22 protein-coding genes and 3 tRNA genes are annotated in these 25,103 nt (G+C 60.5%); 3 read left to right on the forward strand and 22 right to left on the reverse strand.

Features of this window, described 5'->3' with window-relative positions; translation table 11 throughout:
* Complete coding sequence (locus tag QRN70_RS11660; protein ID WP_285417821.1) at positions 1-777, forward strand: TatD family hydrolase; 777 nt, start codon at positions 1-3, stop codon at positions 775-777.
* On the opposite strand, the gene QRN70_RS11665 is transcribed toward QRN70_RS11660, so the two are convergent.
* From QRN70_RS11665 to QRN70_RS11685, 5 genes are all read right to left on the reverse strand, one after another.
* The gene (locus QRN70_RS11665; protein WP_285417823.1) at positions 778-1,167 is read right to left on the reverse strand and encodes a hypothetical protein; all 390 of its coding nucleotides are present in this window, start codon (positions 1,165-1,167) and stop codon (positions 778-780) included.
* Positions 1,168-1,351: 184 nt separating this feature from the next.
* The gene (locus QRN70_RS11670; RefSeq protein ID WP_285417825.1) at positions 1,352-3,382 is read right to left on the reverse strand and encodes a methyl-accepting chemotaxis protein; all 2,031 of its coding nucleotides are present in this window, start codon (positions 3,380-3,382) and stop codon (positions 1,352-1,354) included.
* A 219-nt stretch (positions 3,383-3,601) separates the two neighbouring features.
* Positions 3,602-4,438 carry a regulatory signaling modulator protein AmpE gene (gene ampE / locus QRN70_RS11675; protein WP_285417826.1) on the reverse strand — a complete coding sequence of 279 codons (837 nt, stop codon included), beginning with the start codon at positions 4,436-4,438 and terminating at the stop codon, positions 3,602-3,604.
* A complete protein-coding gene (gene ampD / locus QRN70_RS11680; protein WP_285417827.1) occupies positions 4,435-4,995 on the reverse strand; it encodes a 1,6-anhydro-N-acetylmuramyl-L-alanine amidase AmpD in 561 nt (186 codons plus the stop codon). The genes ampE and ampD overlap by 4 nt, the downstream gene beginning before the upstream one ends.
* Before the next feature lie 64 nt (positions 4,996-5,059).
* Complete coding sequence (locus QRN70_RS11685; RefSeq protein WP_285417829.1) at positions 5,060-7,219, reverse strand: DUF1631 domain-containing protein; 2,160 nt, start codon at positions 7,217-7,219, stop codon at positions 5,060-5,062.
* Positions 7,220-7,517: 298 nt separating this feature from the next.
* On the opposite strand from QRN70_RS11685, the gene nadC reads away from it, so the two are divergent.
* On the forward strand, positions 7,518-8,366 hold the full coding sequence (gene nadC, locus QRN70_RS11690; protein ID WP_285417831.1) for a carboxylating nicotinate-nucleotide diphosphorylase: 849 nt from the start codon (positions 7,518-7,520) through the stop codon (positions 8,364-8,366).
* Between the two features lie 82 nt (positions 8,367-8,448).
* Here the strand turns inward: nadC and QRN70_RS11695 are convergent, their stop codons facing one another.
* Positions 8,449-8,754, reverse strand: coding sequence for a DUF6388 family protein (locus tag QRN70_RS11695; RefSeq protein ID WP_285417833.1), 306 nt, complete (start codon positions 8,752-8,754; stop codon positions 8,449-8,451).
* 275 nt (positions 8,755-9,029) lie between these two features.
* Here QRN70_RS11695 and QRN70_RS11700 point away from each other — a divergent pair, with 275 nt between their 5' ends.
* Positions 9,030-9,533, forward strand: a complete 504-nt coding sequence (locus tag QRN70_RS11700; protein WP_285417834.1) for a hypothetical protein — start codon at positions 9,030-9,032, stop codon at positions 9,531-9,533.
* A 6-nt stretch (positions 9,534-9,539) separates the two neighbouring features.
* Here the strand turns inward: QRN70_RS11700 and QRN70_RS11705 are convergent.
* From QRN70_RS11705 to rlmE, 16 genes are all read right to left on the reverse strand, one after another.
* A tRNA-Thr gene (locus QRN70_RS11705) sits at positions 9,540-9,615 on the reverse strand.
* A 128-nt stretch (positions 9,616-9,743) separates the two neighbouring features.
* The gene (gene pnp, locus QRN70_RS11710; RefSeq protein ID WP_285417835.1) at positions 9,744-11,849 is read right to left on the reverse strand and encodes a polyribonucleotide nucleotidyltransferase; all 2,106 of its coding nucleotides are present in this window, start codon (positions 11,847-11,849) and stop codon (positions 9,744-9,746) included.
* A 196-nt stretch (positions 11,850-12,045) separates the two neighbouring features.
* Entirely contained in the window at positions 12,046-12,315 is a 270-nt protein-coding gene (gene rpsO, locus QRN70_RS11715) for a 30S ribosomal protein S15 (protein WP_003221553.1), read from the reverse strand.
* A 117-nt stretch (positions 12,316-12,432) separates the two neighbouring features.
* Positions 12,433-13,350, reverse strand: a complete 918-nt coding sequence (truB, locus tag QRN70_RS11720) for a tRNA pseudouridine(55) synthase TruB (protein ID WP_285417837.1) — start codon at positions 13,348-13,350, stop codon at positions 12,433-12,435.
* A gap of 4 nt (positions 13,351-13,354) precedes the next feature.
* The gene (gene rbfA, locus QRN70_RS11725; protein WP_007961438.1) at positions 13,355-13,753 is read right to left on the reverse strand and encodes a 30S ribosome-binding factor RbfA; all 399 of its coding nucleotides are present in this window, start codon (positions 13,751-13,753) and stop codon (positions 13,355-13,357) included.
* Positions 13,754-13,912: 159 nt separating this feature from the next.
* Positions 13,913-16,432, reverse strand: a complete 2,520-nt coding sequence (gene infB, locus QRN70_RS11730) for a translation initiation factor IF-2 (protein ID WP_285417840.1) — start codon at positions 16,430-16,432, stop codon at positions 13,913-13,915.
* 27 nt (positions 16,433-16,459) lie between these two features.
* Positions 16,460-17,941, reverse strand: a complete 1,482-nt coding sequence (nusA, locus tag QRN70_RS11735) for a transcription termination factor NusA (RefSeq protein WP_003221546.1) — start codon at positions 17,939-17,941, stop codon at positions 16,460-16,462.
* A gap of 47 nt (positions 17,942-17,988) precedes the next feature.
* Positions 17,989-18,447: a ribosome maturation factor RimP gene (gene rimP / locus QRN70_RS11740; RefSeq protein WP_007915250.1), complete on the reverse strand. Its 459-nt coding sequence runs from the start codon at positions 18,445-18,447 to the stop codon at positions 17,989-17,991.
* Positions 18,448-18,586: 139 nt separating this feature from the next.
* Positions 18,587-18,663: transfer RNA gene (locus QRN70_RS11745), tRNA-Met, on the reverse strand.
* Between the two features lie 97 nt (positions 18,664-18,760).
* A tRNA-Leu gene (locus tag QRN70_RS11750) sits at positions 18,761-18,846 on the reverse strand.
* A 22-nt stretch (positions 18,847-18,868) separates the two neighbouring features.
* Positions 18,869-19,252 (reverse strand): preprotein translocase subunit SecG, encoded by a 384-nt coding sequence (gene secG, locus QRN70_RS11755; protein WP_011332406.1) that lies wholly within the window; start codon positions 19,250-19,252, stop codon positions 18,869-18,871.
* Between the two features lie 4 nt (positions 19,253-19,256).
* Positions 19,257-20,012 (reverse strand): triose-phosphate isomerase, encoded by a 756-nt coding sequence (gene tpiA / locus QRN70_RS11760; protein ID WP_103303202.1) that lies wholly within the window; start codon positions 20,010-20,012, stop codon positions 19,257-19,259.
* 65 nt (positions 20,013-20,077) lie between these two features.
* Complete coding sequence (gene glmM / locus QRN70_RS11765) at positions 20,078-21,415, reverse strand: phosphoglucosamine mutase (protein WP_285417843.1); 1,338 nt, start codon at positions 21,413-21,415, stop codon at positions 20,078-20,080.
* Between the two features lie 16 nt (positions 21,416-21,431).
* Entirely contained in the window at positions 21,432-22,283 is an 852-nt protein-coding gene (gene folP, locus QRN70_RS11770; protein WP_285417844.1) for a dihydropteroate synthase, read from the reverse strand.
* An 8-nt stretch (positions 22,284-22,291) separates the two neighbouring features.
* Positions 22,292-24,199, reverse strand: coding sequence for an ATP-dependent zinc metalloprotease FtsH (ftsH, locus tag QRN70_RS11775; protein ID WP_285417845.1), 1,908 nt, complete (start codon positions 24,197-24,199; stop codon positions 22,292-22,294).
* Positions 24,200-24,401: 202 nt separating this feature from the next.
* On the reverse strand, positions 24,402-25,031 hold the full coding sequence (gene rlmE / locus QRN70_RS11780; RefSeq protein ID WP_285417847.1) for a 23S rRNA (uridine(2552)-2'-O)-methyltransferase RlmE: 630 nt from the start codon (positions 25,029-25,031) through the stop codon (positions 24,402-24,404).
* Positions 25,032-25,103: the final 72 nt, after the last annotated feature.

Genomic DNA, 25,103 nt, shown 5'->3' on the forward strand with positions numbered 1-25,103 from the left:
GTGGAACTGATCGACAGCCACACCCACCTAGATTTTCCCGACTTCGACGCCGATCGCCCGGCGTTGCTGGCCGAAAGCCGCGCCCTTGGGGTACGGCGGATGGTGGTGCTGGGGGTGCATGAGGGCAACTGGCAGCGCGTGTGGGACCTGGTACAAAGCGATGCCGACCTGTACGCAGCGTTCGGCCTGCACCCGGTCTACCTCGATCAGCACCGCCCGCAGGATGTGCAGACCCTGGGCGACTGGCTGACACGCCTGCGCGGCCATCGGCAATTGTGCGCGGTCGGCGAGATCGGCCTCGACTACTTCATCGAAACCCTCGACCGCGAGCGCCAGCAGGCGCTATTCGAGGCGCAGCTGCAACTGGCGGCGGACTTCCAGCTGCCCGCGTTGATCCACGTGCGCCGCAGCCATGCGGCGGTGATCGCCACGCTCAAGCGTTTCAAGCTCCAGCGCGCCGGGATCATCCATGCCTTTGCCGGCAGTCGCGAGGAAGCGCGGGAATACATCAGGCTGGGGTTCAAGCTCGGCCTCGGCGGTGCGCCGACCTGGCCCCAGGCGTTGCGCATGCACCGCGTGCTGGCCGACCTGCCATTGACAGCAGTGGTGCTGGAAACCGATTCACCGGACATGGCGCCCGCGATGTTCCCCGGCGAACGCAACAGCCCGGCACACTTGCCGGCGATCTGCACGGCCCTCGCCGGACTGATGGCGGTAACGCCACAACAACTGGCGGCGGCGAGCACGGCCAACAGCTGCGCAGTGTTCGGCTGGTAATCAGTCCGCGTGCACGCGGGCGGCCTCCAGCACCAGCGTCAGATGCTGACGCCGCCGCACATGGTCGATCAGGGCAAAAAACCCGAACACCGCGATCAGGGAAAAATTCAACTGCTCAGTGACACTGATCAGCCCGATCCACTCCATCACCAACGCCACCAGCAACGCGGTGCACAGCGTGACCATCGCACTGGCGCGCACCAGCGCCAGCGAATCGAGCGACTTGAAGCGTTTGATCTGCTGCGGGCAGCGCAGCTCCAAGGCTTTCTGGCAGTGGCTGCAGGTGAACGCTTCGTTGATCGCGATGGCGTTGAGTTGCCAGGGCTTGAGCAGCAGCGTGGCCTGACAGTGGGCACAGCGGCCCTGGATTCCCAGGGTTGCGACAGACATGAGCGGTCTCCTCCAAGCGATCGAGTGACAAGGATCTTGGTTGATTGAAGGCAGAATTCCAGTCCGCGCAGGAAATAAGGACTTGGCTTACACAAGGCGGTAAAGAAGTACTACAAGCTGCGCAGATAAAGCCTGCGAGACCCGGGGAGCGGACGCACGCCCCCCGGGTCCCCTGGCGCCAACCTCAGACGCGGAACGCGCTGATCAGCTGCTTGAGCTCCACCACCTGCGCCGACAGGGCGCGGCTGGCATCTTCGGTCTGGTGCGCGCCCTGGGCGGTGCGCTCGCCGGCGCGATTGATCTCGACGATGTTCTGGTCGATGTCGTGGGCGACGGCGGTCTGCTGCTCCACGGCGGCGGCAATCTGCTGATTCTGGTCAACGATCATGCCGACGGCGCCGAGAATGTTTTCCAGGGCTTGCTGGACCTTTTCCGACTGCCCGACCGTACCGCTGGCCATCTGATGACTGACGCCCATGGCCTTCACCGCCGCGCCGACGCCGCCCTGCAGCCTGGCGATCATCTGTTCGATTTCTTCGGTCGATTGCTGGGTGCGCTTGGCGAGGGTGCGCACTTCGTCCGCCACCACGGCAAAACCGCGCCCCTGTTCACCGGCCCGTGCCGCTTCGATCGCCGCGTTGAGCGCCAGCAGGTTGGTCTGCTCGGCGATGCTCTTGATCACTTCCAGCACGCGACTGATCGCCTGGCTGTCACTGGCCAGCTGATTGATGACCAGCACCGACTGATCGATCTCGCCGGCCAGCGCCGCGATACTGCCCTGCTGCGACTCGACCAGGCCACGCCCGCTGATGGTTTCGTCATTCACGCTGTGCGCGCTGCTGACCGCCGCTGCCGCACTGCGCGCGACCTCCAGCGACGTTGCCGACATCTGGTTCATCGCCGTCGCCACCTGTTCGATCTGCGTACGCTGCCCGGCGACCGCCTGATTGCTCTGCGCCGAGACGCTTTCCACCTGCCCGGCCTGACGCTCGACCTCGCTGACGGTGTCGCCGACGCGCTCGATCAGGTCGTGGATTTTGCGCACGGTGCCGTTGAACACCTCGCCCAACTCGCCAAGCTCATCGCGACTTTGCGCGACGAAGTTGACCGTCATGTCACCCGCCGCGACCTTGTCCATCATCGCGCCGAGGCGCTTGAGGGTGGTGCGGGTCGAGGCGTAGAAGCCGCCATACAGGTAGAAAATCAGCACGAACACCACCGTCAGCGCCACCGCCTGCAGGATCATGTGCGTGCGGTTCTGGGTCAGACGTTGCTGCAATTGGTTGTCGAGAAACTGCAACGTGGCGTCGTTGAGCTGGTAGGTCTTGTCCATCAGGCCGGTCATCTGGTCATAGAACGCCTGCCACGGCGCCTCCAGCGTTTCGGCCATCACCACCTGCGCCTCGATCAATTCGCTGGCCTGCTTCAGCGAAGCCTTGCTGGCGTCGGCCGGCGCGCTGAGCGATTGCCGCGCCGCGGCACTCAACTCGAGGGCATCGTGCAGTTTCAGCGCGTATTCGGCCTGCAGTTTTTCGATCTGGCCGAGCAACTCGTCGAAACGGGTGCTGGAGGAACTGTTGAGAAACCCCTGCCCCAGCGAGTACGAACCCATGGCCCGGCCTTCCCCGAGGGCCTGGGTGACCACCGGGGTGATGCTGGTGATCAATTCGCTGAGCTGGCGCATGTCGCCCTGGTTGTCGCGGCTCAGGCCGGCCTGGCTGACGATGATCTGGCTGAAGATCTGCGCGTTGCCCAGCAGTTTGCCGATCAGCGCACTTTTGCTTTGCAGGGAGTTCTCCGCTTGCTGGGTCTGGAAGGCTGCGATCATCTCGTCGCGCTTGCCGTCGAACACCTTGATCTGCTCCGGGTCGTCGGTCATCGCCGTCAATCCTTGCAGACGCGCCAGCACGCTCTGCTCGAGGCTGCCGATACTGGCTTCGACATTGCCGGCCTTGCCGGACTGGCCGAGGGTGACGTTGATCTGCACCAGATTGTTCAGGGTTTCCAGATCGCGGCGCAGCGTCAGGCTGCTGCCCAGCAGATCGAGGCTCTGCAGTTCGATCCGGGTGGCCTGGAATTCGCGGTAGGAATCGCGCACCAGATAGAAATTGGTCACCAGCATCGGCACCAGGAACAGCACGCTGATCAGACTGAACTTCATGCCGAAGCTCAGGCGGTTCATCAGCGAGACGGCGGGATAGAGCAAGCTCTTCACTGGAAGTCTCCCTTGGTTTTTCTTGTTTTTATTTGGCAGGCGCGAGCGACAGCAGATAGCCACTATCCGGCGCCATCTCTGTATAGCTCAAATCGCAGGGAGGTTTTGTAACTTAAGGTTAACGGGGAAAAAGATCGCCGCCGGTGGCAGCGCCTACGGGAACCACGATCCCGCTACAGGCGCTGCCGAAGGCGGCGAGGTTGTGCTCGACAAACTGAATCAGTGCACCAGCACGGTCCACAAGGCGAATCCGGCATACCACAGCACCGCGGCGCGCAGCAGCAGCTCCCACAGGCAATCGAGGGTGTTGATGCCTTCCGGACCGACCGCCGCCGGCGGAATTTCCCCGGCGGCCAGACCGACCTTGTTGATCAGTTGTGCTGCGCTGATGTTCCAGTTGAGCAGCTCGTGGAGCATCACCCGGCTCACCGCAACGAAGTTGCCGACCAGCGCCAGGCTGGCCGCCAGCAGGCGCACCGGCACCCAGTCGAAGGCGTGGCGCAATTGCCCGGCCCGCTCAGCCACGGCCGGGTTCTGCGCGTGTTCCTCGGCCAGCGCCAGCAAGCGATAGCTCAGCGCCGCGACCGGGCCCAGCAGGAAATACCAGAAAATCACCGCAAAGAAGCTCTGGTAGGCCTGCCACAGCAGATGGCCCTGCACCTGTTCGAGCAGTTGCTCGCCGCTGTCGGCGCAGATGTCCAGGTCCCGCTTGGCTACGTGCGCGGCGGCTTGCAGGTCTTCGCGGCGCCAGGCGTCGCGGAACGGCCCGAGGCCACCGAGCAGATCGCCACGGCCGAGACTGTAAATCACCACCAGCAGATGCACCGGCAACGCCAGCAGGCCATAGGCCACCGGTTCCAGCACCAACAGCAGCAAGCCGAGCAACGCCACCGGCAGCAACACCAGAACCGTCAGCACCAGCCACGGCTGTGTGGCCAGACGCCCGCTTTCAAGCTTGTGCAGTTCGCCAATCCATCCGCCATCGCGTTGAACCCGATGGCGCAGGGCCGAAAACTTCTCGATCCACAGCGCCAGCAGTAACACCAGAAAACTCATTGTCCTTCCTCTTGTGCCAGGGCCGCGCGATAGCGTGCCCAGTCGAATGCCGGCCCGGGATCGGTCTTGCGCCCGGGCGCAATGTCGCTGTGACCGCAGATGCGCTCGCCGGTGATGGCCGGAAACGTCGCCTGCAACTGGCGGGTCAGCGCGATCAGCGCCCGGTACTGCGCATCGGTGAACGGCAGATCATCGGTGCCCTCGAGCTCGATGCCCACGGAAAAATCGTTACAGGTTTCGCGCCCCTCGAAACTCGAGACGCCGGCATGCCACGCACGCTCAAGACAGGAGACAAACTGGGTGACCTTGCCGTCACGTTCGATCAGAAAATGCGCCGACACGCGCAGGTCGGCGATCCCGGCAAAGTAAGGATGCTCGGTGACATCCAGACGATTCTGGAAAAATTCCTGCACCTTGCCGGTGGCGAACTGCGCCGGCGGCAGGCTGATGTTGTGGATCACCAACAGGGAGATTTCGCCCGCCGGGCGCTCATTGAAGTTGGGCGACGGGCAGACCTGCACCCCCTGACACCACCCGCTAGCGGGATCCAACTGCATACCGATTCCTTCAACGCCGACTGTGTTGGCGCCCAGTATGCCGCGATCGGCCCCCGGCGCGCGATCACTTGCCGCGATTGAGTCGCCGCAGATTGCCCAGCACCGACTCCAGGGCGCGGTCGAACAGCAACGTGTCGTCCAGCGCCCGCGCCGCGCCACGGCGAAACGCCAGCGCCAGGCTGGTGCGGCTGTGCTCCAGTACTTTCATCCCGGTGCGATCGACAAACACGTACTTGCCGGTGGCCTCGATGATGGCCGCCAGTTTGCAGCGCAAGGTATGTTCTTCGTCTTCCTCAAAAGCGACCCAGCTGCCGAGACGCAGTTGCTCGACCTGGCGCAGGCCGGCGTCATCATGGGGCAGGCGCACCGCCGCTGGCGGCGTACCTTCGTCGGCCAGGCGCAGGACGATCTGCTGCGACACCTCGACCATCGCCGGCGGCTCGGCGCCTTCGGCGTTTTCCAGGAGACGCACATGCAGGGTTTCCAGCTCGCTGAAAAATTCGCTGGTGGCAAACGGATCGAACGCCGAACTGCTCAAGCCGTCGCGCAGCGATTTCAGCAGGCCCGGCACCAGCGCGAGCAGGCGCAGGCTGGCTTGCGGATCGTCGTGGCGCTGCACGCTCCAGATCAGTTGCTGCATGGTCTGCACGTCGGCCTGCCATTCGGCGCACTGATCGCCGTGCTTGAGGCAGGTCAGCAGCAAGACCTTGCTCCAGGCGTCCTGGACGAATGTCAGCACCGCTGGCGGCAGCACTTTGCCCAGCAGCGCCTGATTCAGCACCTGTTCGACACGCTGGCGAGCCAGCTCGGTCTTCGCCCGGCCTTCCTCGGCGTCGCGCAGACGCTGTTCGAGCAATTCGCTGCGGCGCCGCTCGTCACTGGTGAAGGCAAGGAAATCCGCCAGCAACTCGGAGAAGATCGCCGGGTCATCGACGAAATCGGTCAGCAGGCGCTGCACCACCTGTTCGATGCGCAGGTACAGGCTGTCGCGCCCATCGCCGTCGCAATCGCCCCAACCCAGCGCGGCATCGGCGATTTCGTTGAGCAGGCGTCGTGCCGGGTGGCTGCTGCGGCTGAAGAAACTCTTGTCGAGCACGGCGACCTTGAGCATCGGAATCTGCAGGCGCGCGATCAGGGTCTTGAGCGAGTCCGGCAGGTTGCGGTCGTCGAGGATGCATTCGAAGACCATGGCGATCAGATTGATCACGTCCTCGTCGGCGCCGCCGACCACCCGTGACTTGCCGCTTTTCACGCTGACCCGGGTCAGCAACTGCTCGAGCTGATTGCGCAGATCGAAGTCGTCCGGCGCAGCACTGAGCGCTGGCACGTACTGCTGCAAGTGCGAGAGCAGGCGCAACAGGTCACGGGTGGTAATCGGCTGTGCGGCTACGCTGGGCTCCAGGGTCGGCGCGACACTGCCGCGTACGTGCTGCAGCAATTCCTGAACCCCTTCGTCGGTCTGCGAATGCTCGCTGGCATTTGCCTCATCACGCACGCTGGCGGCCGCCTGGTCGCTGGCCCGGCGCGCCGGTGGCGGCTTCAGGTCGGGCAACACGCCGGTGGCGCTGAGCAGTTGATTGGCTTCGGCGTAGAGCCGATCGGTATTGGCCAGCACATAGCGCTCGAACAGTTTGAGCAGGATCAGCTTGACCTTGATCTCCACCCCGAGATTACGCCCGGCCTGCAGGAAGAATTCGCAGAGCAGCGCCGGCCCCAGCGGGTTGTGCTGGTCGTCGAAGCTTTCCCCCAGCAGCGCGTTGAGCCGTGCGGTCAACTGATCGAGGGCGAAACCGTCACGCTTGAGGACCCGCCCGACCATGGTCTCGATGGCGACGCTGCGCTCCATGTCGTCGGTGCGCGGCGCCGTGTCCTCGTACACCAATGGATGCGGCAACGTGTTCTGCGTGGGGTCGTATTGGGTGAGGCCGACAAAGGCTTCGAAGAATTGCTCGAGAAAGCCGCGCTCGATGTTCTTGCGCTTGAGGCGCAGGTCGCGCATGGCTTCGAAAAAGATGTTCTGCTCGACGTCGTTGCGTGCCCGGTCGGCCATTTCGAACAGGGTGTCGTCGGCGTTATCGAACAGTTCCTGCAAACCGTGGCGCAACTGCTGCGCGGCCTTGTCGCGAACCTGAAGCAGAATCACAGGCAGGCGGGCGAGCGGCGAATGAGTCGCCTGATCGGTAGTGGCCTTGCGCAAAGGCACTACATTCCCGTCGTTGTGCATCCAAGCCTCCTGAAACGGTGATTCTTCTGGGGGGCCGCGAGGGCAGGTTCCGTGGGTCGGCACGGCAGGAGACGTCAAAGCTATGACGTCAAATGCAAGGCGGATTATCTTGCAAAAGATGTCCGCGGCGCCAGAGGCGTCAGGGTTTCCCCTATGCCCGGACACCCTGCAGTGACCACAACCGAACGGCTTTTACTCACAGGAATTCGACCGGATGCAGTTTGGCAGACGCGTTCTCGCCTTGGGTTGCCCGCTGCCATGCCCCTATAATCGGGCCACTTTGTTTGTGGAGCCCGTTATGCCGAATCTACGTCTCGCCGATTTGACCGCCGAAATCGAAGCCAACGTGCGCCGTGCGTTGCTCGAAGACGTCGGCAGCGGCGACATCACTGCGCAACTGATCCCGGCCGAACGCCTGGCCAAAGCCACCATCATTACCCGCGATGCCGCCGTCATCAGTGGCACGGCGTGGGTCGACACGGTGTTTCGCCAACTCGATCCGCGGGTCGCGGTCCATTGGCAGGTGCGCGATGGTGAGCGGGTCAGCCCCAATCAGCCGCTGTTTCACCTGGAAGGCCCGGCCCGCTCGCTGCTCACCGGTGAACGCAGCGCGCTGAACTTCCTGCAGTTGCTGTCCGGCGTGGCGACGCGCGCGCAGTACCTGGCCGACTTCGTCGCCGAAACCCAGGTCAAGCTGCTCGACACCCGCAAGACCCTGCCGGGCCTGCGTCTGGCGCAGAAGTACGCCGTCACCTGCGGCGGCTGCCACAACCACCGCATCGGCCTCTACGATGCCTTCCTGATCAAGGAAAACCACATCGCGGCCAGTGGCGGCATCGCCCAGGCCATCGCCGCCGCGCACAAGATCGCCCCGGGCAAGCCGGTGGAAATCGAAGTGGAAAGCCTGGATGAGCTCAAGGAAGCGCTGGCGGCCGGTGCCGACATCATCATGCTCGACGAACTGAGCCTGGACGACATGCGCGAAGCGGTGCGCCTGAACGGCGGCAAGGCAAAACTGGAGGCCAGCGGTGGCATCAACGAAAGCACGTTGCTGCCCATCGCCCAGACCGGGGTGGACTACATCTCGATTGGCGCCATGACCAAGGATGTGAAAGCGGTGGACCTGTCGATGCGCCTGAGCATCTGAGCAGCGCTGGCCAGCGACGAGCGACAAGTTGCCAGCGAGAGCGCCCAGGCTCCGACTCGCAGCTTGCCGCTCTTGGTTGCTGTCAAACCACCAGATTGTTCATCTCGCAGTATTCGTCCCACTCGACGCCCAGGACCTCGGCAGCTTCGCGGTGCAGCTCCAGGCGCTTGGCCTCGAACTCCTCCGGCGTGCAGGTGTACTTGAGGGTCAGCTCCCAGGGCTGCAAGCCCTGGGCTTCGGCTTCGTCTTCGAACGCCCACTGGATCTGGTCCTTCTGATCATCGGCACTCAGGTCCTTGATCTCTTCCAGCAGTTGCGGGGCGTCGAGCTTGTACTTCTCCAGCGCCTGTTCGTGTCTTTGCTCTTGGGTCAATTCTTTCACGGTCATGTCGTTCTCGCTGATCATGGGAATGGAAGATGGATCTGGATCATCAAGGATCTCTCTGACGCGGTTAATCCGGCCTTCAGAACCATTCGGGATCATCTGAAAACTGCTGGGCGATGCTCATGCAGGCAACGAATATAGGACGTTTGCATGACGAATTACACGGCTCTTTACATCTCTCCCACAAAAAGCTGACCTGGGGGAACATAAATCCGCCTGGCCAGTCATAGCGATGTGCTATATCGGCACGTCGCCATGACTGACAAGGAATCCCAGTGATGCGTAGCGCTTCGAAGCTTTCTGCTGTTCTTTCCACCACCGCAGTGACCGCCCTGCTCGCTGCCTTGGCCCTGCCGGGAAATGCCCTGGCGCTGGAGCTGAGCAACAGCAGCCCCTCGTTCGGCGACAAGGTCCCGGTGATCCACCGCGACTACGACAAGGACGTGGTCGTGCGCAGCGAGATCAGCATCGATGAACTGAAAAAGATGCGCGACACGATCAGCGAGCAATCGCGACAGATCGAAGAGCTCAAGCGCAGCAGCGGCTCGAACTCAAATTCCAGCGCCAGGGAAACCGACGAGTTGAAGAGCAAGGTCAAGGAACAGGACCGCCAGTTGGACACCCTCGGCCGCCAGGTGGAAGACCTCAAGCGCAACAACGGCTCCAGCTCAAGCGCCAGCAGCAGCGAGATCGCCAGCCTGAAGCAGAAAATCAGCGATCAGGATCGCGCGATGGACCAGCTCAAGCGCACCGTCGAGGAGTTGAGTCGCAAGGTGAAATAAGGGGGATGGTGCCCGAGACAGGAATCGAACCTGCGACCTTCGCGTTACGAGTGCGCTGCTCTACCGGCTGAGCTACACGGGCGGTGGGCTAAACCTAGCACCGGTCTCGGCGTCCGGCAACCTGGCCACGACAGCAAAAGCGTGCGGACAAAAAAAGGCCCCGTCGTTTTCACGGCGGGGCCTTTTCATTGCGCTAACGCGACGGGGTGATTAAACGCCCGAAGCCTTGGCCGCTGCCACGTCTTTGATGGACAGCTTGATACGGCCGCGGTTGTCCACGTCCAGTACCAGCACTTCCACTTCCTGGCCTTCTTTGAGGATGTCGGTCACTTTCTCTACGCGAGCGTCGCTCAGCATCGAGATGTGCACCAGACCGTCCTTGCCTGGCAGGATGTTGACGAATGCGCCGAAGTCGACGATGCGCTCAACCTTGCCGACGTAGATCTTGCCGATCTCGGCCTCTGCGGTGATACCCAGAACGCGCTGACGTGCTGCTTCAGCCGCTTCCTTGGTTTCGCCGAAGATCTTGATCGAACCGTCGTCTTCGATGTCGATCGACGCCTTGGTCTCTTCGCAGATCGCACGGATGGTCGCGCCACCTTTACCGATAACGTCACGGATCTTGTCGGTGTCGATCTTCATCGCGATCATGGTCGGAGCGTTGGCCGACAGTTCGGTACGCGACTGGCCGATAATCTGGTTCATCTGGCCGAGGATGTTCAGGCGCGCTTCCAGGGCTTGGCCCAGAGCGATTTCCATGATCTCTTCGGTGATGCCCTTGATCTTGATGTCCATCTGCAGCGCAGTAACGCCTTTGGCGGTACCGGCTACTTTGAAGTCCATGTCGCCGAGGTGGTCTTCGTCACCCAGGATGTCGGTCAGGACGGCGAACTTCTCGCCTTCTTTAACCAGACCCATGGCGATACCGGCAACCGGCGCCTTCATCGGTACACCCGCGTCCATCAGGGCCAGGGAAGCGCCGCAGACGGAAGCCATCGAGCTGGAACCGTTGGATTCGGTGATTTCCGAAACCACACGGATGGTGTACGGGAACACGTCAGCGGCCGGCAGCATGGCCGAAACCGAACGACGGGCCAGACGACCGTGACCGATTTCACGGCGACCGGCGCCACCCATGCGACCACACTCGCCTACCGAGAACGGCGGGAAGTTGTAGTGCAGCATGAACGGGTCTTTTTTCTCGCCTTCCAGGGTGTCCAGCAGCTGTGCGTCACGGGCAGTGCCCAGTGTCGCGACGACCAGGGCCTGGGTTTCACCACGGGTGAACAGCGCCGAACCGTGAGTCTTCGGCAGCACGCCGACTTCGATGTTCAGCGGACGTACGGTGCGGGTGTCGCGGCCGTCGATACGTGGCTTGCCGTTAACGATGTTTTCGCGGACGGTGCGGTATTCGATTTCACCGAAAGCGGCTTTGACTTCAGCGGCCGAAGGCTGGCCTTCTTCGCCGGACAGCTTGGCAACGACCTGGTCTTTCAGCTCGCCCAGACGTGCGTAGCGGTCAGCCTTGACGGTGATGGTGTAAGCCTGGGAGATCGCTTCGCCGAACTCGGCACGGATCGCGCCCAGCAGCTCGGTGGCTTCCGGAGCCGGAGCCCAGGTCCAGGTTGGCTTGGCAGCTTCGGCAGCGAGTTCCTTGACGGCGTTGATCACCACCTGGAATTCGTCGTGAGCGAACAGGACCGCGCCCAGCATCTGGTCTTCGGTCAGCTCTTTGGCTTCCGATTCAACCATCAGTACAGCGTCGGAAGTACCGGCAACGACCATGTCCAGGCTCGAAGCAGCTTGCTGCTCGTAGGTCGGGTTCAGCAGGTAGCCGGTGCTTTCGTGGAAAGCCACGCGAGCGGCGCCGATCGGGCCGTCGAACGGAATGCCCGAGATAGCCAGGGCAGCCGAGGTACCGATCATCGCAGCGATGTCCGGATCGGTCTTCTTGCTGGTGGAAACGACGGTGCAGACAACCTGCACTTCGTTCATGAAACCTTCTGGGAACAGCGGACGGATCGGACGGTCGATCAGTCGGGAAGTCAGGGTTTCTTTCTCGGAAGGACGGCCTTCGCGCTTGAAGAAACCGCCAGGGATCTTACCGGCAGCGTAGGTCTTTTCCTGGTAGTGAACGGACAGAGGGAAAAAGCCCTTGCCCGGATCGGCTTGCTTGGCACCGACGACGGTCACCAATACGCTGACGTCGTCGTCAACGGTGACCAATACTGCGCCGGAGGCCTGACGGGCGATACGGCCGGTCTCGAGGGTAACGGTCGACTGACCGAACTGGAATTTTTTGATTACCGGGTTCACGGTGTCCTACCTTCTTTGTGGCTCTTGGGGGAACTGGTTTTCTTGCGAAATTCTTGGGCAATGTCGGGAATCGGCCCGCCCCATCGTCCGGGGTAAAACGTGTATCCAGATAAAACTTGAGGCTGGAAGCCTGCCGGACGCCGGCGGAAAACCGCTGACGTCTGACAGACAACCAACCTCATGGCGCAATCGCTGATTAGCGACGCAGACCCAGGCGACCGATCAGAGCGCTGTAACGGCTCAGGTCTTTGCCTTTCAGGTAGTCCAGCAGCTTACGACGCTGGTTTACCATGCGGATCAGACCACGACGGGAGTGGTGGTCTTTACCGTTGGCCTTGAAGTGACCTTGCAGTTTGTTGATGTTGGCGGTCAGCAGTGCAACTTGCACTTCTGGCGAACCAGTATCACCAACAGCTTGCTGGTAGTCGGCAACGATTTGAGCTTTTTCTTGAACGTCGAGAGCCATGAGGCAATCCTTTTATCAGGAAACTGTTTCAAAGAAACGGTTTCAACAGGCCAGGGACAAATCCCTGTATCTATAAATGAGTAGTGACCGTGCCTGTTAACAGCCACACTCGTTCGGTCATTCTGACCGAATCAGTCGACGCGGCGCGATGCGCCCGTCTTCGCTCACTTCACCGATACCGATGAAGCGACCATTGTGATCCTGTACCCGCACCATGCCGAACTTCGGCGCTTCCGGGGCCCGTACTGGCTGGCCGTTGAGCCAGTAGAACGCGCTCGCTTCCGAGAACTGCAACAGTGGCCAATCCTGCAGGCCGCTGTCCGATGGCATCAGGAAGCGGTCGACCGCTTCGTTGCCGCCTTCGGCATGTACCGCTTCCAGCTCTTCGAGGGTCACGGTCTGCGCCAGGGTAAAAGGCCCGGCCTGGGTACGGCGCAATTCCGCGACGTACGCACCACAACCGAGTTGCTCACCGATATCCTCCACCAGGGTGCGGATATAGGTGCCCTTGCTGCAATCCACCGCGAGTCGCGCAGTATCGCCTTCGAAGGCCAGCAATTCCAAGCGCGCAATAGTAACAGAACGCGGTTCGCGCTCCACTACTTCGCCTGCACGCGCCAGCTTGTACAGCGGCTGCCCGTCACGCTTGAGGGCCGAGTACATAGGCGGTATCTGGCTGATTTGACCGCGAAATTTCGGCAGAACCGCTTCGATATCTGCGCGACCAACGGTCACCGGGCGCTCCTGCAAAACCTCGCCCTCGGCATCCGCCGTGGTAGTGGTCTTGCCCAGTTGCGCCAGGGTTTCATAACCCTTGTCGGAATCGAGCAGGTATTGCGAGAACTTGGTCGCCTCGCCGAAGCACAGCGGCAGCACGCCGGTGGCCAGCGGGTCGAGGCTGCCGGTGTGCCCGGCCTTCTCGGCATTGAGCAGCCAGCGAACCTTCTGCAACGCGGCGTTGGAGGTGAACCCTAGCGGCTTGTCGAGCAGGATGATACCGCTGACGTTACGACGGATACGTTTGACCTGAGCCACCGAGTTACTCCTTGGTGTCTTCAGGTGCAGCCGCCACGTGCTGATTGTCTTCAGCCACGGCGCGCTCGATCAGGGCCGACAGGTGCGCACCCCGTACGACGCTTTCGTCGTAGTGGAAGTGCAGTTGCGGCACGCTGCGCAACTTCATTTCACGGGCCAGCTGCATGCGCAGGAAACCTGCGGCCGCATTGAGCACCTTGATGCTTTGCGCGATGTCTTCGGCGTTGTCCTGCCCCATCACGGTGATGAAGATCTTCGCGTGACCGACGTCACGGCTGACTTCCACGGCGGTGATGGTGACCAGGCCGACGCGCGGGTCTTTGACTTCACGACGGATCAGCTGGGCCAGCTCACGCTGCATCTGATCGCCGATACGTTGGGTACGGCTGTATTCTTTTGCCATGATTTGTTACCTGTTACTGCCCCGCGGTGAAACCCGCAAGGTCTGAAAGCGGCAAACGCCCGGCCTGACAAATGCCAGACCGGGCGTTGCGTTTAGAGTCCTGACGCCGTGCCGCGCATCTGCATGCGGCGGCTCGACGTGGCCCTTGAAGTGCGCGAGTCAGAGGCTACGAGCAACCTGAACCTTCTCGAAGACTTCGATCTTGTCGCCGACTTTGACGTCGTTGTAGCTCTTCACGCCGATACCGCATTCCATGCCGGCACGTACTTCGGAAGCGTCATCCTTGAAGCGGCGCAGGGATTCCAGCTCGCCTTCGAAGATAACGATGTCTTCACGCAGTACACGGATCGGACGGTTACGGTGAACGACACCTTCGATCACCATGCAACCGGCAATCGCGCCGAACTTCGGCGAACGGAACACGTCACGCACTTCGGCCACACCCAGGATGTTCTCGCGAACATCGCTGCCGAGCATGCCGGTCAGGGCTTTCTTGACGTCTTCGATGATGTCGTAGATCACGTTGTAGTAACGCATGTCCAGACCTTCCTGCTCGACGATCTTCCGTGCGCCAGCATCGGCACGCACGTTGAAGCCGAACAGTACAGCGTTGGAAGCCAGTGCCAGGTTGGCGTCGGATTCGGTGATACCACCGACACCGCCACCGACCACGCGCACTTGCACTTCGTCGTTGCCCAGGCCGTTCAAAGCGCCCTGCAAAGCTTCCAGCGAACCACGGACGTCGGATTTGAGGACGATGTTGAGCGTCTTCTTCTCTTCCTGACCCATGCTTTCGAAGATGTTTTCCAGCTTGCCGGCGTGAGCGCGAGCCAGTTTGACTTCGCGGAACTTGCCTTGACGGAACAGCGCCACTTCACGGGCTTTCTTCTCGTCGGCAACCACACTCATCTCGTCGCCAGCGTCCGGTGTACCGTCCAGGCCGAGGATCTCGACCGGAATGGCCGGACCTGCTTCCTTGATCGGCTTGCCGTTCTCGTCGAGCATGGCGCGCACGCGGCCATAGTTCGAGCCGACCAGCACCATGTCGCCTTGACGCAGCGTACCGTCCTGAACCAGCACGGTCGCCACCGGGCCACGGCCCTTGTCGAGACGCGATTCAACCACGACACCACGGCCAGGAGCCGAAGGAGTGGCGGTCAGTTCGAGAACTTCGGCCTGCAGCAGGACGGCTTCGAGCAGCTCGTCAACGCCGGTACCCATTTTCGCCGAAACCGGTACGAATGGCGTGTCGCCACCCCAGTCTTCGGAGGTCACGCCGTGAACCGACAGTTCGCTGCGGATACGATCGAGATCGGCGCCCGGCTTGTCGATTTTGTTCACTGCCACCACCAGCGGAACGCCAGCAGCCTGAGCGTGCTGAACAGCTTCGATGGTCTGTGGCATCACGCCGTCGTCCGCCGCAACCACCAGGATCACGATGTCGGTCGCCTTGGCACCACGGGCACGCATTGCGGTAAACGCGGCGTGGCCCGGGGTATCGAGGAAGGTGACCATGCCGCGTTCGGTTTCAACGTGGTAGGCACCGATGTGCTGGGTGATGCCACCGGCTTCGCCAGCAGCTACCTTGGCACGACGGATGTAGTCGAGCAGCGAGGTCTTACCGTGGTCAACGTGGCCCATTACGGTCACGACTGGCGCACGAGGAACCGCTTCACCTTCGAACTTCAGGGACTCGGCCAGGGAATCTTCCAGGGCGGTGTCGCTGACCAGGGTCACTTTGTGGCCCAGTTCTTCGGCAACCAGTTGGGCAGTTTCCTGATCCAGTACCTGGTTGATGGTGGCCGGTGTACCCAGCTTGAACATGAACTTGATGATTTCGGCAGCCTTGACCGACATCTGCTGGGCGAGATCGCCAACAGTGATGGTTTCGCCGATCTTCACTTCACGCACGACAGGGCCGGTCGGGCTCTGGAAACCGTGGGCGTTGCGTTTCTTCAGCTTGGCCTTGCCGCGACCACCACGACGGAAACCGTCGCTTTCTTCGTCGGTAGTGCGTGGTGCCACACGTGGCGCCGGCGCTTTTTCCTTGACCGAAGCGCGATGCGGAGCGTTTTTACGCTCGCCATCACCGCCGCCGCGACGGTTGTTGTCGTCGGCACGTGGCTTGTCCGGACGGCGCTGTTCGTCACGCTTGCGAGTGTCGGCAGCCGGTGCTGGCGCCACGACCGGCGCAGCTTCACGCACAGGTTCGGCAACCGCAGCAGGCGCTGCAACAGCGTCAACGGTAGCGGCCGGCGCAGCAGCAGGCTGGCGACGCGCTTCTTCTTCGGCGCGTTGCTTGGCTTCTTCTTCAGCCTTCTGACGGGCAGCATTTTCTACTGCGCGACGCTCATCCAGTTCACGCTTGCGCTCGGCTTCGATTTCTTCCGGGCTGCGTTGTACGAAAACTTTCTTCTTGCGGACTTCAACGCTGATGCTTTTGCTGCCAGCCACACGCAGGGTGCTGGTGGTTTTACGCTGCAGCGTGATCTTGCGTGGTTCTTCCACTTTCGCCTTGTGACTGCTCTTCAAGTGAGTCAGCAGGGATTGCTTCTCACTGTCAGTCACATTTTCTTCGGCGGCGGTGTGCGGCAGACCTGCCTCACGCATCTGCTGCAACAGGCGCTCTACCGGTGTTTTGACCTCATCGGCCAGTTGTTTCACCGTGACTTGCGTCATGCACTTCTCTCCTCAGGCCGCGCCTAATTACTCGAACCAGTGGGCTCGGGCGGCCATGATCAACTTGCCGGCACGATCATCGTCAATGCCGTCGATGTCGAGCAGGTCGTCAATAGACTGCTCGGCCAGGTCTTCGCGGGTAATTACGCCGCGCACCGCCAGTTCCATCGCCAAATCCTTGTCCATACCCTCAAGCGAGAGCAGGTCTTCGGCCGGATGGGCGTCTGCCAGCTTTTCCTCAGTAGCGATGGCTTTGGTCAACAAGCGATCCTTGGCGCGAGCACGAAGCTCGTTGACGATGTCTTCGTCAAAGCCGTCGATGTTGAGCATTTCTTCCAACGGTACGTAGGCAATCTCTTCCAGGCTGGTGAAGCCTTCATCTACCAGCACCTGAGCCAGTTCTTCGTCGACTTCCAGCTCGTCGATGAAGTTGCGCAGGATGTCGCCGGTTTCTGCTTGCTGCTTAGCCTGGATGTCCGATTCGGTCATCACGTTCAGGGTCCAGCCAGTCAACTGGCTGGCCAGACGTACGTTCTGACCACCGCGACCGATGGCCTGAGCCAGATTGTCTGCGCCAACGGCGATGTCCATGGCATGGGCATCTTCGTCAACGATAATGGCCGCCACTTCTGCCGGCGACATGGCATTGATCACGAACTGCGCCGGGTTATCGTCCCACAGGACGATATCGACACGTTCGCCACCCAACTCGCCCGACACGGCCTGGACGCGCGAACCGCGCATACCGATGCACGCGCCCTGCGGGTCGATGCGTTTGTCCTTGGAACGGACAGCGATCTTGGCACGCGAACCCGGATCACGGGACGCCGCCATTACTTCGATCAGGCCTTCAGCGATTTCCGGCACTTCGATACGGAACAGCTCGATCAGCATTTCCGGCGCGGTACGCGACAGGATCAGCTGCGGGCCGCGGTTCTCGGTGCGGATTTCCTTGAGCAGCGCACGCAGACGCACGCCGACACGGAAGGTTTCGCGAGAAATGATGTCTTCACGGGCCAGCAACGCTTCGGCGTTGTTACCCAGATCGACGATCACGTTGTCGCGAGTCACTTTCTTCACGGTGCCGGAGATGATTTCTCCCAGGCGCTCGCGATAAGCGTCAACCACTTGAGCGCGCTCGGCTTCACGCACTTTCTGCACGATGACTTGCTTGGCAGTCTGTGCGGCGATGCGGCCGAACTCGATGGATTCGATTTTTTCTTCAACAACGTCGCCAACCTTGGCGCCAGGATGCGTTTCGGCAACCTTGCTCGGCCAGGTTTCGATGGCCGGATCGTCAAGATCATTCTCTTCGACGACCGTCCAGCGACGGAATGTTTCGTAAGAACCGGTGTGGCGGTTGATTTCCACACGCAGGTCAACTTCGTCTTCAAAACGCTTTTTGGTAGCAGTGGCCAGAGCCAGCTCCAGCGCTTCAAAAATTACGCTTGCCGGTACGCCCTTTTCATTGGATACCGACTCAACAACCAGCAGTACTTCTTTGCTCATCGTACGCCTCGCCTTTCGCAAGCCATTGGATCCGCGGGATCCGCGTCTCAGTCAAAACTGGGAATAATGTTGGCCTTGTCGATCATATCGATCGGCAACAGGAATTCATGGTCATCTACCTGCACCACGACGTCCTGCTCTTCTACACCGCGCAGAAGGCCCTGAAAGTTGCGTCGACCTTCAAAAGGCGAGCGCAGCTTGATCTTCACTTGTTCACCGGCAAATTTTGCAAACTGCTCAAGAGTGAACAGCGGGCGCTCCATGCCAGGCGAGGAAACTTCGAGGGTGTATTCAACGGAAATTGGATCTTCAACATCCAGCACACCGCTGATCTGACGGCTGACAATGGCGCAATCGTCCACCAGCACGCCGCCCTCTTTATCGATATAAACGCGCAACATCGAGTGACGACCCTGAGCCGAGAACTCGATACCCCAGCATTCATAGCCCAGGGCCACGACCACCGGGGCCAGCAAGGCCTGCAACTCTTCTAGCTTGCTCGACACCTGAACCCCCTAGTGCATGATATGTGCATGCTTTGCAAAATAAAAAAATGGGCGAAACGCCCATCCTTGAAACGCCGTCGAACAGCGGCGTTGAAAGTGTCCAGCTAACAAAAAGCCCCTTAAAAGGGGCTCCTTAAACTGGTTGCGGGGGCCGGATTTGAACCGACGACCTTCGGGTTATGAGCCCGACGAGCTACCAGACTGCTCCACCCCGCGACAAAGCTGGGGCGGAAGTATACGACCGATCCCTTATAGGGTCAATGTAACCTTCCACCTGCAAGAAAGCCCGCAACAGCGGGCTCTCCTGACTAATTGGTACCGAGAAGGGGACTCGAACCCCTACACCCTATGGGCACAACCACCTCAAGGTTGCGTGTCTACCAATTCCACCACCTCGGCAAAACTACGTTTGAAACCCTTCTTACTTCTGCTCTTGAGCTGGAGGTACGTCAGTCGCTGGAGTAGCCGACTTTTGCTCTTGAAGCACCGGGACATCATCAGAAGCCGGTTGTTGCTTTGGAACTTCCAACACTGCCGGGTTTGGCAATCCTGCTTGAGTCAGCTGGTGAGCCTTCTCTTTAGCAAAGTAACCTAACCCCAAGCTGGTTATGAAGAAACCGGCGGCAAGTATAGCAGTAAACTTACTAAGAAAGGTAGAGGAACCTTGGCTTCCGAACACAGTATTTGAAGCACCTGCTCCGAAAGACGCGCCAGCGTCCGCACCTTTACCCTGCTGCAGCAAAACCAGAGCTACTACGCCCAATGCACCCAGCAGATGAAAAACGACTACGACTGTTTCCAGCATTTTTTCAGTTTCCCGCGGCGCGACAAATCGCACCGAACTCATCTGCATTCAGGGAAGCTCCACCAATGAGCCCCCCATCGATATCCGGCATGCCGAACAGTTCGACCGCATTGGCCGCCTTCACGCTGCCGCCGTATAGAAGCCGCACACCTCGTGCGACCTCAGAATTCTCTGCCGCCAGCTGCTCGCGAATGGCCTTGTGCACATCCTGAGCCTGCTGCGGCGTTGCAGTCAGTCCGGTACCAATGGCCCAGACCGGCTCGTAAGCGATCACTGCCTTGGCAAAGGCACCGACACCCAGCTCCTCGATGATGCTGCCCAGCTGACGCCCGACAACCTCAAGAGTTTTTCCGGCTTCGCGCTGCTCGAGGGTCTCCCCTACACACAACACCGGAATCAAGCCACATGCCTGTGCCGCTGCGAACTTGCGATTCAGCATCCCATCTCGCTCGCCCATGATCTGGCGGCGTTCGGAGTGCCCGACAAGCACCAGGGAACAACCTGCATCCACCAACTGACTCGGCGCAATCTCGCCCGTCAAAGCACCTTGCATGGATTCCACCGCAGAATTCTGCGCGCCGACCGAAATCGACTTGCCTTTCAAGCCATCAATCACTTGATTGATATACAAGCAAGGCGGGAATACCGCGACATCAACACCGCTTGGCAAGGCCAGATGACGAAGGCCGTTGATCAGCTCAGCGACGCTGGCGCGGGTACCGTGCATCTTCCAGTTACCAGCTACCATAGGGCGACGCATGCTGTACCTCGTCGGTCAAAGTGGGCGCAGATGTTACCCAACACAATCAAGGCTGGCAAGCCGAATCAGGCAGAAACTTCAGTTACCAGTTTTGCCAGTTCTTCGGCATAGCCACGAACCTGGGTTTCGTCCTCGCCTTCGACCATCACACGCACCAGAGGCTCTGTCCCGGACTTGCGCAACAGCACGCGACCACGACCGGCCATGGCCTGCGTGACACGGGCACTGGCTTCCTTGACAGCCGGATGCTCGAGCGGGTTTGCACCGCCACCGAAACGCACATTGATCAGCACCTGAGGGCACTTGCGCAGCGCCTGTCGGGTTTGCGCCAGACCTTCGTTGCGCGCCTTGAGCGCCATCAGCACCTGCAGCGCGGCAATGATCGCATCACCGGTAGTGGTGTGGTTGAAGCAAACGATATGCCCCGAATTCTCACCCCCTACCAGCCAGTTGCGCTCCAGCAGCTCGGCAATCACATAACGGTCACCGACATTGGCGCGGATGAACGGAATTGAAAGCTCGGCCAGTGCGAGCTCCAGCCCCAGGTTGCTCATCAGCGTACCGACGACGCCACCCTGCAACTTGCCACGCTCTTGCAGATCCCGCGCAATGATGAACAGCAGCTCGTCACCATCGACGATTGCACCGGTGTGATCGACCATCAGCACCCGGTCACCGTCGCCATCGAACGCGATGCCGAGATCGGCATGTTCGGCCAGCACGGCAGCCTGCAGTTGACCCATGTGGGTCGAGCCGCAGTTGTCGTTGATGTTCAGCCCGTTAGGCTGCGCCGACAGCACCACCACTTCGGCACCCAGCTCGCGGAAGACGCTCGGGGCAACTTTATACGTAGCACCATGGGCGCAATCGATGACCACCTTAAGGCCAGAGAAAGTCGTCCCGGTCGGCACACTGCTCTTGCAGAATTCGATGTAGCGGCCAGACGCATCGTTGATGCGCGACACTTTGCCAATCTTGCTCGATTCGACGACGGTCATCGGAGCATCGAGCAACTCTTCGATCATCAACTCCAGATCGTCCGGCAACTTGGTGCCTTTGCCGGAGAAGAACTTGATACCGTTATCGTCATGCGGATTGTGCGACGCGCTGATCACGATGCCGGCTTCGGCCTGGAACGTGCGCGACAGATAGGCAATCGCCGGCGTTGGCATCGGCCCCAGCAGCATCACGTCGGCACCGGCGGAGGTCAGCCCCGCTTCGAGGGCGGACTCGAACATGTATCCGGAAATCCGCGTGTCCTTGCCGACCAGGACTTTGCATGCGCCCATCTTGCGGAAGGCCATGCCCGCTGCCCAGCCGAGCTTGAGCATGAAGTCCGGAGTGATCGGGTATTCACCGACGCGACCACGAATGCCGTCAGTACCAAAGTATTTCTTGCTCATAATTGCTCCATCATTCTTATTCGGCTGATTCCACGGCTGCGAGCATCCGCACCACGTCCACCGTTTCCGCCACATCATGGACGCGTAATATACGCGCACCTTTCACCGACGCCAGTGCTGCCAGCGCCAAGCCACCATGCAGGCGCTCGCCCACCGGACGATTGAGGGCGTGACCGATCATGCTTTTGCGTGATACGCCGACCAGCAATGGCCGGCCCAGCGCATGCAGGGCCTCCATATGTTTGAACAAGCTTAGATTGTGCTGCAGGGTCTTGGCGAAGCCGAACCCAGGATCAAGCACGATTCGCTCGGCCGGGATACCTGCCGATTCACAGACCGCCATGCGCTCGACAAGAAACTCGCCCACCTCCCGCGTGACATCCTCATAGCGCGGATCATCCTGCATGTCGCCAGGTTCACCGAGCATGTGCATGAGGCAGACCGGCAAGCCAGTAGCTGCCGCGGCATCCAGGGCGCCGTCTCGACGCAAGGAGCGAACATCATTGATCAACCCGGCCCCCAGTCGTGCGGTTTCGCGCATGACTGCCGGGGTCGAGGTATCGACCGAGATAATCACATCCAGCTCGCGAGCGATCAGCTCGACGATGGGAGCAACGCGCTCCAGCTCCTCCAGCGGCGATACTGCACGCGCGCCCGGCCGGGTCGACTCGCCCCCCACATCAATCAGCGTCGCGCCTGCCGCCACCATCGCTTCGGCATGGCGCAAGGCCGCGTCGAGCTGGCTGTAACGGCCGCCATCGGAGAAAGAATCGGGAGTGACATTGAGAATACCCATGACATGCGTCTGGGCCAAATCAAGAACCCGGTTGCCGCAAGGCAACCGGGTCAGGGACTGTACAGAAGTCATTTCAAACCTTAAACGTCAGCAGCCGGACCGCCAATCGGTGTTTCCGGACGCTCATCCCGAACAACCGGAGGCGTGCCAGTCCCGGTGCCACCCGACCAATCACGCGGCTCACGAGGCGTGCGACCGGCCATGATGTCGTCGATCTGCTCGGCATCAATCGTCTCGTACTTCATCAGCGCATCCGCCATGGCGTCGAGCTTGTCACGGTTGTCCGTAAGGATCTGCTTGGCCGTGCCGTAGCACTGGTCGATGATGCTGCGCACTTCGGAGTCGATCAACTTGGCTGTCTCGCCAGAGAAACTGGCGTTCTGACCGCCGCCACCGCGACCAAGGAACACTTCGCCTTCTTCTTCGGCATACATCAGCGGACCGAGTTTTTCCGACAGGCCCCACTTGGTCACCATGTTCCGTGCGATCTGGCTGGCACGCATGATGTCGTTGGAGGCGCCGGTGGTCACACCGTCGAAGCCCAGGGTCATTTCTTCGGCGATACGACCGCCGTACAGCGAGCAGATCTGGCTGATCAGTGCGCGCTTGGACAGACTGTAACGGTCTTCTTCCGGAAGGAACATGGTCACACCCAGCGCACGACCGCGCGGGATGATCGATACCTTGTAGACCGGATCATGCTCAGGCACGACGCGACCGACAATGGCGTGGCCAGCTTCGTGATAAGCGGTGTTCTGCTTTTCTTTTTCCGACATGACCATGGATTTGCGCTCGGCGCCCATCATGATCTTGTCCTTGGCCAGCTCGAATTCCTTCATCTCGACGATGCGCTTGCCGGCACGAGCCGCAAACAGCGATGCCTCGTTGACCAGGTTTGCCAGGTCGGCACCGGAGAAACCCGGAGTACCGCGGGCGATAACCGCCGGAGCAACGTCGTCTCCCATCGGCACCTTGCGCATGTGCACTTTGAGAATCTGTTCACGACCGCGGATGTCCGGCAGACCCACCACTACCTGGCGGTCGAAACGGCCCGGACGCAGCAGCGCCGGGTCGAGTACGTCAGGACGGTTGGTTGCGGCGATCACAATGATGCCGTCGTTCATTTCGAAGCCGTCCATCTCAACCAGCAACTGGTTCAGAGTCTGCTCACGCTCGTCGTGACCGCCACCCATGCCGGCGCCACGATGGCGACCGACGGCGTCGATTTCGTCGATGAAGATGATGCATGGCGCATGCTTCTTCGCCTGTTCGAACATGTCGCGAACACGGCTGGCACCGACACCGACGAACATTTCGACGAAATCGGAACCGGAAATGGTGAAGAAAGGCACCTTCGCTTCACCGGCAATCGCTTTCGCCAGCAAGGTCTTACCGGTACCCGGTGGGCCGACCATCAGCACACCACGAGGAATACGGCCACCCAGACGCTGGAACTTGCCCGGATCACGGAGGAACTCGACCAGCTCGCCGACTTCTTCCTTGGCTTCGTCGCAACCGGCAACGTCAGCCAGGGTGGTTTTCACCTGGTCTTCGGAGAGCAGGCGCGCCTTGCTCTTGCCGAAGCTCATCGGCCCGCCCTTGCCGCCTGCACCACCTTGCATCTGGCGCATGAAGAACATGAACACGGCGATGATCACCAGGATCGGGAAGCTGGCAACCAGGAGCTGGGTCCAGATGCTTTGCTGTTCAGGCTGCTTGCCTTCGACCACGACGTGGTTGTCGACCAGGTCGCCGATCAGGCCATTGTCCTGGATCGCCGGACGAATGGTCTTGAAGCTGTCGCCGTCATTGCGTTTGCCGGTAATCACGTAGCCATCAACCGCTACGCGCTCGACCTTGCCATCCTTGACCTGCTGGATGAAGTCGGAATAGTTGAGGGTCTGCGGCTCGTTAGGGCTGGAGAAGTTGTTCATCACCGTCACCAGGACAGCTGCGATGATCAACCACAGGATCAGATTCTTTGCCATATCGTTCAATTAACTACCCTCTGAAGCAAGCTCCGCTACTGGCGCGCGCTTCGCATGATATTCACCGGCCTAACTTACTACATTACCTACGGCTCTGGCAGGCGCCGTCTGTAACCCTTTGTGAAACACTTTCTACACAATATTCGCTTATGCACGCGAGGCGAAATACGAAAAACCTATCACCGCGCAAAAAAACCTCGTTTTACTCACTACGGCCGCGGTAGCCCCAAGCCAGCATGTACTGCTCGCGGGAACTGTCGCGGGAGGAGTCCGGCTTGATCATCTGGATCTTGTCGAACTTCTTGCGAGCGTCCTTCAAATAAGTATCGAAGCCTTCGCCCTGAAAAATCTTGATCAGGAAATTGCCACCCGGCTTGAGAATACGCTCTGCCAGGTCAAGCGCCAGCTCGCACAGAAACATGGCTTTCGGCATATCTACGGCAGGCGTACCACTCATATTGGGGGCCATATCGGAAATCACAAGGTCAACCTGCGAATTACCCACGGCTTCCAGGATCCGCGCGAGCACTTCGTCCTGGGTAAAGTCACCCTGGATGAAAGTCACGTCCGGGATGCTGTCCATTTCGAGGATGTCCGAAGCGATCAGGCGCCCCTGCCCGCCGATCAAGCGGCTCGTGACCTGCGACCAGCCACCAGGCGCCGCACCGAGGTCGACAACGCTCATGCCGGCGCGGATCAGTTTGTATTTCTCCTGGACCTCCAGAAGCTTGTAACTCGCACGCGAGCGGTAGCCATCCTTCTGCGCCTGCTTCACGTAGGGATCGTTGACATGTCTTTTCAGCCAACCAAGGCTTGTCTTGGAACGCGCCATTGGGCACCTCGATGATTAGGGTCGTGATTTATTGGGCGGATCCACGAACCCTCGGGTAAAATGGCCGCCATT

It is taken from the genome of Pseudomonas sp. efr-133-TYG-5 (genome assembly GCF_030209175.1).
Taxonomy (GTDB): Bacteria; Pseudomonadota; Gammaproteobacteria; order Pseudomonadales; family Pseudomonadaceae; genus Aquipseudomonas.